This window comes from Ensifer sp. D2-11 (assembly GCF_054161295.1).
Window position 1 is genome coordinate 626018 of record NZ_CP096433.1, and the last position, 13960, is coordinate 639977.

Here is a 13960-nt window from a genome sequence, read left to right on the forward strand (position 1 = left end):
CCGCTTTCCCATACTTCGATCGGAGACGTTCCTTGAATCCCGCCACGCTTTACACCGTTCTGGTGATCGCCATCGTCTTCGAAGTGCTCGGCACTTCCGCCATGCAGGCGGCGCAGCACTTCACGCGGCTGACCCCCACCGTGCTCATGGTTTTGTGTTACGCAGTCGCCTTCTTCTTCCTCTCCTATGCGCTGCGCTACATCCCGGTCGGCATCGCCTATGCGCTCTGGAGCGGCCTCGGGATCGTGCTGATCTCGATCGCCGGCTACGTGGTTTTCGGTCAGAAGCTCGATCTGCCGGCCATTCTCGGGCTGGCGCTCATCATCGCCGGCGTGCTGGTACTCAACCTCTTCTCGAAGTCCACGTTCCATTGAGCGCGTGAAGATCGCGGCCGGCTTCCTGCAAGTTTTCGCTACAGCCTATCCACTGAAATTCCCGGATATTCATTGAAATGCGCGATCCGTTTCAATAGCATCGCGCTTCGTCTCCGTCCGGACGCGAGGTGGCGATGTCCCATCCCGATCCCCTTGATATAACGAAGGAAAATTTGGGAATGCAGGCGGTTTTCGACGGCCATAACGATGTGCTTTTGCGCCTTTGGCAACATGCACGCGGCGGTGCCGACCCAGTGGCGGAGTTTTCGGAGGGGACCGACAAGGGCCATATCGATGCGGCGCGCGCCAAGGCAGGCGGTCTCGCAGGCGGCCTCTGTGCGATTTACGTCCCATCCGGCGATCTGGTGCTCAAGACGCCGGATGAGAATGGCCATTACGCGACGCCCATGGCGGCGCCGCTCGACCACTTGCCTTCGCTCGCGACCGCCATGGAGCTTGCCGACATCGCGTTCAAGCTCGACCGCGCCGGCGCCTGGCGGCTTTGCCGCTCGGTTGAAGAGATACGTGCGGCGATGGCCGACGAGGTGTTTGCCGCCGTCCTGCATATGGAGGGCTGCGAGGCCATCGGGCCCGACCTCGCGGCGCTCGAGACCTTCCATGCCGCCGGACTTCGCTCGCTCGGCCCCGTATGGAGCCGCCACAACGTATTCGGCCATGGCGTTCCCTTCGCCTATCCGATGTCGCCCGATACGGGGCCCGGCCTTACCGAAGCCGGCTTCGAACTCGTGCGCGCCTGCAACCGGCTCGGCATTCTGATCGACCTCGCGCACATCACGGAAAAGGGTTTCTGGGACGTGGCGAAGACGACCGACCAGCCGCTCGTCGCCAGCCACTCCAATGTTCATGCGCTGACGCCAGTCGCCCGCAACCTGACCGACAGGCAGCTCGACGCCATCCGCGAGAGCCGCGGGCTCGTCGGCCTCAACTATGCGACGACGATGCTGCGCCCCGATGGGCAGGAGAACGCGGCGACGCCGCTTTCCGACATGGTCCGCCACCTCGACTATCTGGTCGAGCGTATGGGTATCGACTGCGTGGCGCTCGGATCCGATTTCGACGGCGCAACCATCCCCGAGGAAATCGCCGACGCGGCGGGAAATCAGAAGCTCGTTGCCGCGCTGGAAGACGCCGGATATGGTGACGCCGAACTGGCAAAAATATGCCGGGAGAACTGGCTGAGAGTTCTGGGTCAGGCATGGCACGAGCCTGCCTGATCATCATGAAGAAAAGCCCGAGAAGGGTTAAAAGAGGGAAGCGCAACATGATGCATAAGCTCAACGGACGTTTTCGAGTTCTTGCCGCCTCGGCGGCACTCGCCATGGCGATGGGTGCGGCCCAGCCGGCCTTCGCGGAAACGCCGAAGGATACGCTGGTCGAGGGCTTCGCGTTCGACGACATCATCACCATGGATCCGGGCGAAGCTTTCGAGCTCTCGACCGCCGAGATGACCAGCAATACCTACAGCCTGCTCGTCCGGCTCGATCTCAACGACACGTCCAAGGTCGTCGGCGATCTCGCCGAAAGCTGGACGGTCTCCGATGACGGACTGACCTATACGTTCAAGCTCAAATCCGGCATGAAATTCGCCTCCGGCAATCCGATCACCGCCGAGGACGTCGCCTATTCGTTCGAACGCGCCGTCAAGCTCGACAAGAGCCCGGCCTTCATTCTCACGCAGTTCGGCCTCACCGGCGACAATGTCACGGAAAAGGCGAAGGCCGCCGACGCGGAGACCTTCGTCTTCACGGTCGACCAGCCCTATGCGCCGAGCTTCGTGTTGAATTGTCTGACGGCGACGGTTGCTTCGGTCGTGGACAAGAAGCTCGTGCTCGAGCACGTGAAATCCGTGACGCCGAGCGACGAGTACAAATACGACAACGATTTCGGCAATGAATGGCTGAAGACCGGTTATGCCGGGTCCGGCCCGTTCAAGCTGCGCGAATGGCGCGCAAACGAGGTCGTGGTGCTGGAGCGGAACGAAAACTTCTACGGCGAACCGGCGAAACTCGCCCGCGTCATCTACCGCCACATGAAGGAAAGTTCGGGCCAGCGGCTCGCGCTCGAAGCCGGCGACATCGATGTGGCGCGAAACCTCGAACCCGGCGATTACGAGGCTGTCGGCAAGAATGCCGATCTGGCGACGGCGAGCGCTCCGAAGGGGACGGTCTACTATATCAGTCTCAATCAGAAGAACGAGACGCTGGCAAAACCCGAGGTACAGCAGGCGTTCAAGTATCTGGTCGACTATGACGCGATCGGCGCGACGCTGATCAAGGGCATCGGCGAGATCCACCAGAGCTTCCTGCCGAAGGGCGTGCTCGGTGCTCTCAACGAGAACCCCTATACCTTCGACGTCGCCAAGGCGAAGGAACTGCTGGCGAAGGCCGGCTATCCCGACGGCTTCACGGTCACGATGGACGTGCGCAACACCCAGCCGGTGACCGGCGTTGCCGAATCCTTCCAGCAGACGCTGGCGCAGGCGGGCGTGAAGCTCGAAATCATTCCGGGTGACGGCAAGCAGACGCTGACCAAGTATCGCGCCCGCAACCACGATATGTATATCGGCCAGTGGGGCATGGATTATTTCGATCCGCACTCGAATGCCGATACCTTCACCAACAATCCGGACAATTCCGACGAAGGCACGAACAAGACGCTCGCATGGCGCAACGCCTGGGACGTTCCGGAACTCAGCAAGAAGACCAAGGACGCGCTCCTCGAACGCGACAGCGCCAAGCGCGCCGATATCTACAAGGAGCTGCAGAAGACGGTTCTCGAGAATAGTCCGTTCGTCTTCATCTTCCAGCAGACGGAGGTCGCCGGGCTTCGCGGCAACCTCCAGGGCTTCAAGCTCGGACCGAGCTTCGACACCAACTACGTCTGGAACGTATCCAAGGAATAGTCGAAAGGACCGTTCCCTTGAGCATGAGCGGAATTGAACCCATGAGCGGGCGCCGGCGCGCCCGTTCCCGGAAGGCGTTTGTCGCGGTACTGCAGTTTCTCGTCGTCGTGGCAACCACCTATCTCGGCCTTCTCGCCGTCACCTTCTTCATCGGCCGCGTCATCCCGATCGATCCGGTGCTTGCCGTTCTCGGCGATCGGGCGCCGAATCACGTCGTGGAACGCACGCGCGAGGCGATGGGGCTCAACCTGCCGCTTTACCAGCAGTTCTTCATCTACTGCCGGCAAGCATTCACCGGCGACTTCGGGACTTCGGTGCTGACCACCAATCCGGTCATGGCGGATATCCGCCGCGTCTTTCCGGCGACCATGGAACTCGCGACGCTCGGAACGCTGATCGGTGCATTCATCGGCGTGCCGCTCGGCGTTCTCGCCGCCGTCAAGCGCGGCAGCATCGCCGACCAGGTGGTTCGCGTGATCGGCCTCGTCGGCTATTCCGTGCCGATCTTCTGGCTGGCACTGCTCGCGCTGCTCGTCTTCTATGCGCGGCTGCAATGGGTCGCCTATCCCGGCCGCATCGATATCGTCTACGAATACAGCTTCACGCCGGTTACCGGTTTCTACCTCCTGGACTCGGCCTGGCAGGGTCAATGGGATGTCTTCCGCGACGTCTTCCGGCACATCATCCTGCCGGCTTCGCTGCTCGGCTATTTCTCGCTCGCCTATATCAGCCGCATGACCCGCAGCTTCATGCTGAACGAGCTGCAGCAGGAATATATCGTTGCGGCGCGCGCCAAGGGGCTTTCTGAGGCGCGGATCATATGGACGCACGCGCTGCGCAATGCGGCGGTGCCGCTGGTGACGGTGATCGCGCTCTCCTATGCCGGCCTGCTCGAAGGGTCGGTCCTGACGGAGACCGTATTCGCCTGGCCGGGGCTCGGCCTCTACATCACCAATTCGCTGCAGAATGCCGACATGAATGCCGTTCTCGGCGGCACGATCATCATCGGATCGGTCTTCATCGCCATCAATCTCCTGTCCGACCTTCTCTACCGGACGCTTGACCCGAGGACGCGTGCCCGATGAGCCTTGCCACCGAAACACGCCCGACGACGCGCCGCGAGTGGCTGCTTTCAGATCGCCCGCAGTCGCGGACCCAGGCTCGGCTCGGCCGCGCCTATATGACCTGGCGGCGCTTCTCCGCCAACCGGCTTGCGGTGCTCGGCCTTTGCATTCTGCTGGCGCTCGTATTCGTTGCGATCTTTGCCGATGCGCTCGCGCCTCACTCTCCGGTCATCGGAAACCTTGCCGGCGCGCGGCTTCTGCCGCCCGGCAGCGAAGGTTACCTGCTCGGTACGGACGACCAGGGCCGCGATATCCTGTCCCGGCTGATACACGGTTCGCGGCTGACGCTCCTCGTCGTCCTTCTCGTCGCAATCATCGCGGCACCGGTCGGCCTGATCGTCGGCGCCGTCGCCGGCTATGCCGGCGGATGGGTCGACGCGGTCCTCATGCGCATCACCGACATCTTCCTCGCCTTTCCGAAGCTCGTGCTCGCGCTCGCCTTCGTCGCGGCGCTTGGCCCGGGGATCGAAAATGCGGTGATCGCGATCGCCATCACCTCCTGGCCGCCCTATGCGCGCATCGCCCGCGCCGAAACGCTGACGGTGCGCAATTCCGATTACATCGCCGCGGTGCGGTTGATGGGCGCGTCGCCGCTGCGCATCGTCTTCCGCCATGTCATGCCCATGTGCATGTCGTCGCTGATCGTCCGCGTTACGCTCGACATGGCCGGCATCATCCTGACTGCGGCTGGCCTCGGCTTCCTCGGTCTCGGCGCCCAGCCGCCGCTGCCGGAATGGGGTGCCATGATCGCCTCCGGCCGGCGCTTCATTCTCGACCAGTGGTGGGTGGCGACCATGCCCGGCATCGCCATTCTGATCGTCAGCCTCGGCTTCAACCTGCTCGGCGACGGGCTGCGCGATGCGCTCGATCCGCGGGAGAGCGGCCAATGAGCCCGCTTCTGACCGTCGAGGACCTCCGGGTCCGGTTCCCGACGCGCACCGGTGTAGTGGAGGCGGTGCGCGGCGTTTCCTTTACCCTCGGGCGCGAGCGCCTCGGCATCGTCGGCGAAAGCGGCTCCGGCAAGTCGCAGACGGGCCGCGCCATCATGGGGCTGACGCCGCCGCATGCGGAGGTGACGGCGAAACGGCTTGCCTTCGAAGGGATCGATCTTCTTTCGGCCTCCCCGAAACTCCGGCGGGACCTGCGCGGCAAGCGCATCGCCATGATCCTGCAGGATCCGAAATATTCGCTGAACCCGGTAATGAGCATCGGACGGCAGATCGTCGAGACCTTGCGGCGGCACGAGAAGGTCGGCCGCGCGGAAGCGCGGGAGCGGGCGCTCGACATGCTCGCGGCCGTGCAGATCCGCGATGCTTCCCGCGTCTTCGACCTCTATCCGCACGAGGTCTCGGGCGGGATGGGGCAGCGGGCGATGATCGCGATGATGCTGGTTGCCGGTCCGGAACTCCTGATCGCGGACGAGCCGACCTCGGCGCTCGACGTGACGGTTCAGCTCGAAGTCCTCGCGATCCTCGACAAACTGGTGGAGGAACGCGGCATGGGGCTGATCTTCGTGTCGCACGACCTGCGCCTCGTCTCGTCTTTCTGCGACCGCGTTCTGGTGATGTATGCGGGCAGGATCGTCGAGGAGATCGCCGCGTCGGAACTCGGCAATGCCAAGCATCCCTATACACGAGGGCTCCTGAACTGCATGCCGGTGATCGGGGCGGATCGCCATCCATTGCCGGTTCTCGACCGGAAACCGGAGTGGGCGCTATGACCGAGGCCGTATCCGTCGAAAATCTGAGCGTCGTCTTCGACGAGTTCAAGGCGCTCGACGCCGTCAGCGTAGATGTCGCGAAGGGCGAGTCCTTCGGCCTCGTCGGCGAATCCGGCTCGGGCAAGTCCACCCTTTTGCGCGCCGTCGCCGGGCTCACCGCCGCAAGCGAGGGGACGATCCGCGTTTCGGGCCGCGAGGTTCGTGGCACGCGTCGTGACAAGGCCTTTTATCGGGCGGTGCAGATGGTGTTCCAGGATCCTTACGGTTCGCTGCATCCGCGCCAGACGGTCGACCGGCAACTGATGGAGCCTCTGGCGATCCACGGCATCGGAGACGGCGAGCGCCGCATCCTGAAGGCCCTGGACGAGGTGGGCCTCGGTTCCAGCTTCCGCTTCCGCTATCCGCACCAGCTCTCCGGCGGCCAGCGCCAGCGCATCGCGATCGCACGCGCGCTTATCCTGGAGCCCTCGATCCTGCTCCTCGACGAGCCGACCTCCGCGCTCGACGCGTCCGTGCAGGCGGAAGTGCTGAACCTTCTCGAAGAGGTGCGGCGCGACCGCGGCCTGACCTTCATCATGGTGAGCCACGACCTCGGCGTCGTCACGCACATGTGCGAGCGGCTGGCCGTGATGCAGAACGGCCGCGTGGTGGAGCGGCTGAGTTCGGCTGACCTGGTGGCCGGCCGCATTGCCGAGGAATATACGCGCAACCTGATGGTCGCGAGCAAGGGGTTCAGGCGGGAAGCGGTGGCACAAAGCGCGTAGGGAATGGACCCTCTGTTCAACCGGGTTGATACTCGACATTTTAGACCGGGATGATGGTCGACAGATTCTGGGTAGCCGCGGTCTGAACCCCCCCCGTTGCCCCTCACCCTCTCCCCGCGCGCGGGGAGAGGGGACACGGTTGTGCATCTGCGTCAGCCTCGACGAACCAAAGCGAACTCGTCCCCTCGCCCCGCTTGCGGGGAGAGGGTTAGGGTGAGGGGCAGACCGAGGGCAGGGCCTTGCTTCGGGACAATCTGCCCTGCGGGGGAGATGCGCGGCAGGGCAGAGGGGATATTGCTGATACCCACCCGGATCCCGCTCCAGATCACGATGTTTTTAGGTCGGATCGACTAGAAACATGAAGGTGTTCGGTTCCAACAAGTTGAGACGCGGGATGCAGGCGGAAAACCGCACGCACTTTTCGTCATCCCGCTCTAACCCCGCGGCAGCTTTTCCCGTCCGATCAGCGCGCCATGGTGGCCGATCACAGCGGCCGCAATACGGGCGGCGAAGGCGGCGGCATCAGCCGGACTGTCGCCGATGGCAAGACGGGCGAGGAAGGAGCCGTTGAAGCTGTCGCCGGCGCTGGTCGTGTCGACGACGGCGGAAACCTGCGAGGCGGGAACGTGAACCCGGTCTTCACCCGTAAAATCTAGCGTGACGCCGTTTTCACCATCCTTGACCGCAACGTTTTCGGCGCCGAGCGCCCGATAGCGCTCGATCGTCGCTTCCACTGATGCATCGCCGAAATGCGTGGCCTCGTCGTCGAAGCTCGGCATCACCATCGTTGCCGCCCGGCCACCGGCTTCGATCGTCGCGCGCATCCGAGCGGCGTCGTCCCAAAGGCGCGGCCGGATGTTCGGGTCGAAGACGACCTGCCGTCCGCCCGCCTTTGCCCGCCGAAGCTCCGCAAGCAATGTTTCTGCCGCGTCCGGCGACAGGATCGCCAGGGTGATTCCCGAGAAGAACACCACATTCGCCGCCTCGATCGCCGCCCGCAGCCGATCGGGATCGTCGGCGAGCAGTTTGGCAGCGGAAGTCGAGCGCCAATAGGAGAAGCTGCGCTCGCCGTCCTTGAGATGGATCATATAGAGGCCGGGCGTCCGGCCTTCGATCCTGCGGATGTGCGCCGTGCCGACGCCGGTGCTCTCGATGAAGGCCAGCAGCTCGTCCGAAACGGTGTCGGTCCCGACGGCCGTGAAATAATCGACCGTCCAGTCCGCCGGCAGGAAGAGCCGGGCGTAGTAGGCGGTATTGAAGGTGTCGCCGGCATAGCCCTTGCGCAGCATGTCACGCTCCGCCTGCATGAGCTCCACCATGCATTCGCCGATCGAAAGCAGTTTCCCCGCCATTCAGTCCTCCCTTTCCGCTGATCCGAATTAAGCGCATGTCACTGCGCGAGCAAGCGAATGTTCACGACGGCGTTTACTCGAAGAAGCGGTGAAGATAAATCTGGCATTGCTAAATCAATCATGGAGAGTTGCGCATGCCGGCGGCATCGGGATCTGACGAAAACTGGTGGCGCGGAGCGGTGATCTATCAGGTCTATCCGCGATCCTTCCAGGACACGGACGGCGACGGAATGGGCGACCTTCGCGGCGTCACCCGTCGGCTTCCCCATATCGCCTCGCTTGGGGTCGATGCCATCTGGCTCTCGCCCTTCTTCACCTCGCCCCAGGCGGATATGGGCTATGACGTTTCGGATTATTGCGACGTCGATCCCATGTTCGGCACGCTCGCGGATTTCGACGAGATGCTGGCGGAGGCCCATCGGCTGGGGCTCAAGGTGATCATCGACCAGGTGATCTCGCATACATCCGACCGGCACCCCTGGTTCGTCGAAAGCCGCTCGAGCAGGACCAATCCCAAGGCGGATTGGTATGTGTGGGCCGACCCGAAGCCGGACGGCACGGCGCCGAACAACTGGCTTTCGATCTTCGGCGGTCCGGGCTGGGAATGGGACGGGGTGCGCCGGCAGTACTACCTGCACAATTTCCTCTCCTCGCAGCCGGACCTCAACTTCCACAACCCGGAGGTTCAGGAGGCGGTGCTCGCGACGGTCCGCTTCTGGCTCGACCGCGGCGTCGACGGTTTCAGGCTCGATACGGCGAATTTCTATTTCCACGACCGGCTTCTGCGGGACAACCCACCGCTGGTGCCGGATCCGGACGCGACGAGCCGCGATGCGCCGGAGGTCAATCCGTACGGAATGCAGGACCACCTATATGACAAGACGCAGCCGGAAAACCTCGATTTTCTGCGCCGGTTTCGGGCGGTGCTCGATGAATATGGCGGCCGCGCGACAGTGGGGGAGGTCGGGGACGGGTCACGCTCGCTGCAGACGGTTGCCGCCTATACGAGCGGCGGCGACAAGCTGCATATGTGCTATACCTTCGACCTGCTCGGACCGGAATTCACCGCGCGCCACTTCCGCCGCTGCGTCGAGAATTTCCAGTCGACGGTGACGGACGGCTGGGTCTGCTGGGCCTTTTCCAATCACGACGTGATGCGTCATGTCAGCCGCTTCGCGCTGCGCGAGGCCGACCGGGAGCGCGTGGCGAAGCTTGCGATCTCGCTGCTTGCCAGCCTGCGGGGCACCATCTGCCTTTATCAGGGAGAGGAGCTCGGCCTGCCGGAGGCGGAGCTTGCCTTCGAAGAATTGCGCGACCCATACGGCATCCGCTTCTGGCCGGCCTTCGCCGGACGTGACGGGTGCCGGACGCCGATGGTCTGGGAAAGAGAACTGTCGAATGCCGGCTTTTCCGCCGGAACCCCCTGGCTGCCGGTTCGCGATGGGCACCGGATGCTGGCGGTGGACGCGCAGGAGGGCGTGGAAGGGGCGGTGCTCGAGCACTATCGCCAGACCCTTGGGTTCCGTCGGGCGCAGTCCGCGCTGGTCGACGGAGACATGATCTTCCTGGGCACCAACCAGGACCTTCTGGTCTTCACGCGGGAAAAGGACGATGAGCGGCTGCTGTTCGTCTTCAACCTGACCCAGGAGCCGCAGACGTTTCACCTCCCGACGACGCTCGTCGCCGAGCCGCATCCGATGCCCGGTTTTGCACCGGTTTTCGCTGATAATGCGATCAAGCTCGCCGCGCTCGACGTTTTCTGCGGGAGGTTGCGTTAGAGCACTTCCAGGAAAAGTGTGTAACGGTTTTCCGTCCGGAAGTGCGTTAGATCAAACGGTTAGAGCATTTCAGTTTTTCCATGAAACAGTGAAGGGCTCTAGTGGAGTTGAGGTGCCGCTGCGACAGTGAATGCGGCACCCCCTCTGGCCAGAGGGGGCTTTCCGGATGCCGCGCCTCGACCGTCACCCGATCAGCATGAACCTGTCCACATCCACCAACCCGCGGTCGGAAATCTTCAAATGCGGGATCACCGGCAGCGGCAGGAAGGCGAGTTGCAGGAAGGGCTCTTCCAGCGTGGCGCCCAGGGCGAAGGCGGCCTGGCGCAGATGGTGCAGGGTGTCTCGCACGCGCTCGTAAGGTTCGAGGCTCATCAGGCCGGCGACGGGCAGGGCGATCTCGCCGGTGACCTTGCCGTCATGGACGACGACGAAGCCGCCCTTGATCTCGCCGAGTCGATTGACGGCAAGTGCCATGTCGTCGTCATTGACGCCGACGACGCAGATATTATGGCTGTCATGCCCGACGGTGGACGCGATCGCACCCTTCTTCAGGCCGAAGCCCTGGACGAAGCCATTGGCATGATTGCCGTTGACGCCGTGGCGCTCGATCACGGCAACCTTGATGATGTCCCGGTCGAGATCGACGCCGGTCCGGTTGCCTTCGGCGGGCAGGCGATACCGGCGGTGTTCGGTGATGATCTTTCCGGGCAGGACGCCGAGCACCGAAGTCTCGCCTTCGTTGTAGGGGAGGCCGAAGTCCGCGGCCTTGACTTCGCGTGCCTTGACGCTGTCGAGCCCCACCGGTTCGACCGGCTTGCGTCCGGCGAAGAGTGCATCCGTAACGCGCCGCCCGGCGGAAAGGACGAGTTCGGCCTTGCAGTTTTCCAGGCTGTCGACGACGACGAGGTCGGCGCGCCAGCCAGGTGCTACGAGGCCGCGATCGCGCAGGCCGAAGGCACGCGCGGCGGAAATCGAAGCGGCGCGATAGATGGCGAGCGGCTCGACGCCGGCGCTTATAGCCGTGCGGATCATATGGTCGAGGTGGCCCTGCTCGGCGATATCGAGCGGATTGCGGTCGTCGGTGCAGAGAGCCAGATAGGGCGACAGCCGCTCGGTGAGGATCGGCATGAGGGCCTGCAGGTCCTTGGACACGGAGCCTTCGCGTACGAGGATGTGCATGCCCTTGCGTATCTTTTCGAGCGCTTCCTCCGCGCTCGTGCATTCGTGATCGGTGCGGATCCCCGCCGCGAGATAGCCGTTCAGTTCCTTGCCGCGGAGCAGAGGAGCATGGCCGTCGATATGCCCGTCCTGGAAAGCATCTAGCTTGGCGAGGCAAACCGGATCCTTGTTGACCACACCCGGGAAGTTCATGAATTCGGCAAGGCCGATTACCTTCGGGTGATGACGGAAGGGCGTGAGGCGCCCGACCGGCAGGTCGGCACCGGACGTCTCCAGGTGGGTCGCCGGCACGCAGGAGGAGAGCTGGACGCGGATGTCCATGACCGTCTCCATCGCCGAATCCAGGAAATACTGGATGCCTTCGGTGCCGAGCACATTGGCGATCTCGTGCGGATCGCAGATAACAGTGGTGATACCGAGCGGCAGCACGCAGCGGTCGAACTCGTGCGGGGTAACGAGCGACGATTCGATGTGGAGGTGCGTGTCGATGAAGCCGGGAACGACGATGCGGCCGGTAACGTCGATCTCCTCGCGGCCCTCATAGTCGCCGCAGGTACCGACGATGCGCTCGCCCGAGATGGCGATGTCGGAGGCGACGAGCTCGCCGGTGACGAGATCGAAGAACCGCCCGCCCTTGAGCACGATGTCTGCCGGTTCACGGCCGACGCCCTGATCGATGAGACGCTCCAGCGCTTCGGACATGTGTGCACCTCGCCCTTGATGTTGATTCACGACAATAACCCTCTCCCCGGATCCGGGGAAAGGGCTTCGCAGCTGGTGAGGAACGCGTCAGATGTTGTTCTTCAGCACGTCGCGCAGCTTGTCGAAAAGCTCGTCGATCTGTCGCTTTTCGATGATCAGCGGCGGCGACAATGCAATGATGTCGCCCGTGGTGCGGATCAGGAGGCCTTTCTCATAGGCCTTCAAGAAGGCCGAGAAGGCGCGCTTCGTCGGCTCCCCTGCGATCGGCTCGAGCTCGACCGCGCCGATCAGTCCGATATTGCGGATGTCGATGACATGCGGGCAGTCCTTCAGCGAGTGCAGCGCCTCCTCCCAATAGGGGGCAAGCTCGGCGGCGCGCGTCAGCAGGCCTTCTTCCCTGTACGTGTCCAGCGTTCCGAGTGCCGCTGCCGAGGCGATCGGATTGCCCGAATAGGTGTAGCCGTGGAAGAACTCGATAAGGTGTTCCGGCCCGGTCATGAAGGCATCGTGGATTTCCGATGTCACGAAGACCGCGCCCATCGGAATGACGCCGTTGGTAAGCCCCTTGGCCGTGGTGATGATATCGGGCTTCACGTCGAAATATTGAGCGGCGAAGGGCGTGCCGAGACGGCCATAGCCGGTGATCACTTCGTCGAAGATCAACAGGATGCCGTGCTTCGTGCAGATTTCGCGCAGCTTCTGGAGATAGCCCTTCGGCGGGATGAGAACACCGGTCGAGCCGGCGACGGGCTCGACGATGACTGTTGCGACCGTCGAGGCGTCATGCAGGGTGACGATGCGCTCGAGTTCGGCTGCGAGATCGGCGCCGTGCTCGGGCTCGCCGCGGCTAAAGGCGTTCTTGGCCGGCAGGTGCGTGTGTGGAAGGTGGTCGACGCCCGTCAGCAGCGTGCCGAACATCTTGCGGTTGGCGACGATGCCGCCGACCGAGATGCCGCCGAAGTTGACGCCGTGATAGCCGCGTTCGCGGCCGATGAGCCGGAAGCGCGAGCCATTGCCCTTGGCGCGGTGGTAGGCGAGAGCGACCTTCAAGGCGGTATCGACCGACTCCGACCCTGAGTTGGTGTAGAGAACGTGGTTCATGCCCTCGGGCGCGATATCGACCAGCCGATTTGCGAGCTCGAAGGCTTTCGGATGGCCGAGCTGGAAGGCCGGCGCGTAGTCGAGTTCGCCCGCCTGTTCGCGAATCGCCTCGGTGATCTTCGGCCGACAGTGGCCTGCATTGACGCACCAGAGCCCCGCGGTCCCATCGAGAACCGTCCGCCCGTCATGGGTGGTGTAATACATGTCCTTGGCGTCGACGAACAGCCGCGGCTCCTTCTTGAACTGCCGGTTCGCCGTGAACGGCATCCAGAAAGCGCTGAGATCGTTGGGCGTGGTGTTCAGGCGGTTGGACATGTGTTTCCTCCTCGTCGAGTCCCGGCAATCCGGATTTGCCAGGCCGGATTCTTTACCCGCTGGTCAAACTATCAGCCCGCCGATGGGCGTCAAGCCAGGCGAAACGATCCGCTTTTCACGGCCTGGATCACGGCACTCAGCGTGTCCTCCCGGGTGTGTCCTTCGGTCGGGAGAACATGCCGTTCAAGGGGGCCGAGCGATGAGAGTTGCTGATGAAGCGCTGCGATGGGCACCGGGTCGGTCAACGTGTCACCGCCGCGCTGTTGGCAGCGCCGGATGGCTACATCGAGCGGCGGACGCAGAACGACGTAGTGGAGCGGTGCCGTTATTTTCCTGAACGGTTCCAGGAACCACGGTCCGACGATCCCGTCCACAACGACGAAATAGCCGCCACGTGCGTAGGTTGCGGCCACTTTCGTCAGCACATCGACGACGACGGCGTTTTGTTGGTGAGCTTCAGGCAAATAGGGTGGGATCGCCCCGTTCTTGATGAAATGCCAGAAGTCGTCGCAGTGAAGATGGACCTTCGACGATCCGGGCTCTGCGGCGAGCGCCTGCGCTGTCGTGGTCTTTCCGGAGCCGGGTGGCCCGGTGAGGACGAGAATTTCGCTTTCAAGGTTCATGGCGC

12 protein-coding genes are annotated in these 13960 nt (G+C 63.3%); 8 read left to right on the forward strand and 4 right to left on the reverse strand.

The genetic code is table 11. The annotated features are described in order from the left end of the window. The first annotated feature begins 101 nt into the window (after positions 1-101). The 7 genes from M1D34_RS02975 to M1D34_RS03005 all read left to right on the forward strand — a co-directional run bounded on the left by M1D34_RS02975 (position 102) and on the right by M1D34_RS03005 (position 6905). Complete coding sequence (locus M1D34_RS02975; RefSeq protein ID WP_064744416.1) at positions 102-374, forward strand: SMR family transporter; 273 nt, start codon at positions 102-104, stop codon at positions 372-374. A 179-nt stretch (positions 375-553) separates the two neighbouring features. Then, the gene (locus M1D34_RS02980) at positions 554-1609 is read left to right on the forward strand and encodes a dipeptidase (protein ID WP_498780586.1); all 1056 of its coding nucleotides are present in this window, start codon (positions 554-556) and stop codon (positions 1607-1609) included. Between the two features lie 47 nt (positions 1610-1656). Next, positions 1657-3297 carry an ABC transporter substrate-binding protein gene (locus M1D34_RS02985; protein ID WP_003536336.1) on the forward strand — a complete coding sequence of 547 codons (1641 nt, stop codon included), beginning with the start codon at positions 1657-1659 and terminating at the stop codon, positions 3295-3297. Positions 3298-3320: 23 nt separating this feature from the next. Then, positions 3321-4382: an ABC transporter permease gene (locus tag M1D34_RS02990; RefSeq protein ID WP_033051920.1), complete on the forward strand. Its 1062-nt coding sequence runs from the start codon at positions 3321-3323 to the stop codon at positions 4380-4382. After that, the gene (locus M1D34_RS02995; RefSeq protein WP_003536334.1) at positions 4379-5311 is read left to right on the forward strand and encodes an ABC transporter permease; all 933 of its coding nucleotides are present in this window, start codon (positions 4379-4381) and stop codon (positions 5309-5311) included. Before M1D34_RS02990 ends, M1D34_RS02995 begins: the two co-directional genes overlap by 4 nt. Then, positions 5308-6141: an ABC transporter ATP-binding protein gene (locus M1D34_RS03000; RefSeq protein WP_318880840.1), complete on the forward strand. Its 834-nt coding sequence runs from the start codon at positions 5308-5310 to the stop codon at positions 6139-6141. Before M1D34_RS02995 ends, M1D34_RS03000 begins: the two co-directional genes overlap by 4 nt. Continuing rightward, a complete protein-coding gene (locus tag M1D34_RS03005) occupies positions 6138-6905 on the forward strand; it encodes an ABC transporter ATP-binding protein (protein WP_003536332.1) in 768 nt (255 codons plus the stop codon). Before M1D34_RS03000 ends, M1D34_RS03005 begins: the two co-directional genes overlap by 4 nt. Positions 6906-7339: 434 nt before the next feature. Here M1D34_RS03005 and M1D34_RS03010 read toward each other — a convergent pair whose 3' ends face one another. Beyond that, complete coding sequence (locus M1D34_RS03010; protein ID WP_498780589.1) at positions 7340-8257, reverse strand: sugar kinase; 918 nt, start codon at positions 8255-8257, stop codon at positions 7340-7342. Positions 8258-8391: 134 nt separating this feature from the next. Between M1D34_RS03010 and bglA the strand changes: the two genes are divergently transcribed. Continuing rightward, positions 8392-10035, forward strand: a complete 1644-nt coding sequence (gene bglA, locus M1D34_RS03015) for a beta-galactosidase BglA (protein WP_027990605.1) — start codon at positions 8392-8394, stop codon at positions 10033-10035. Between the two features lie 183 nt (positions 10036-10218). Here the strand turns inward: bglA and ade are convergent, their stop codons facing one another. The 3 genes from ade to M1D34_RS03030 form a co-directional block, all read right to left on the reverse strand. Then, on the reverse strand, positions 10219-11916 hold the full coding sequence (gene ade / locus M1D34_RS03020) for an adenine deaminase (RefSeq protein ID WP_153313308.1): 1698 nt from the start codon (positions 11914-11916) through the stop codon (positions 10219-10221). Between the two features lie 87 nt (positions 11917-12003). Further along, positions 12004-13332 carry an omega-aminotransferase AptA gene (gene aptA, locus M1D34_RS03025; RefSeq protein ID WP_498780591.1) on the reverse strand — a complete coding sequence of 443 codons (1329 nt, stop codon included), beginning with the start codon at positions 13330-13332 and terminating at the stop codon, positions 12004-12006. An 89-nt stretch (positions 13333-13421) separates the two neighbouring features. Then, the gene (locus M1D34_RS03030; protein ID WP_010969916.1) at positions 13422-13955 is read right to left on the reverse strand and encodes an ATP-binding protein; all 534 of its coding nucleotides are present in this window, start codon (positions 13953-13955) and stop codon (positions 13422-13424) included. Between the last annotated feature and the right edge of the window lie 5 nt (positions 13956-13960).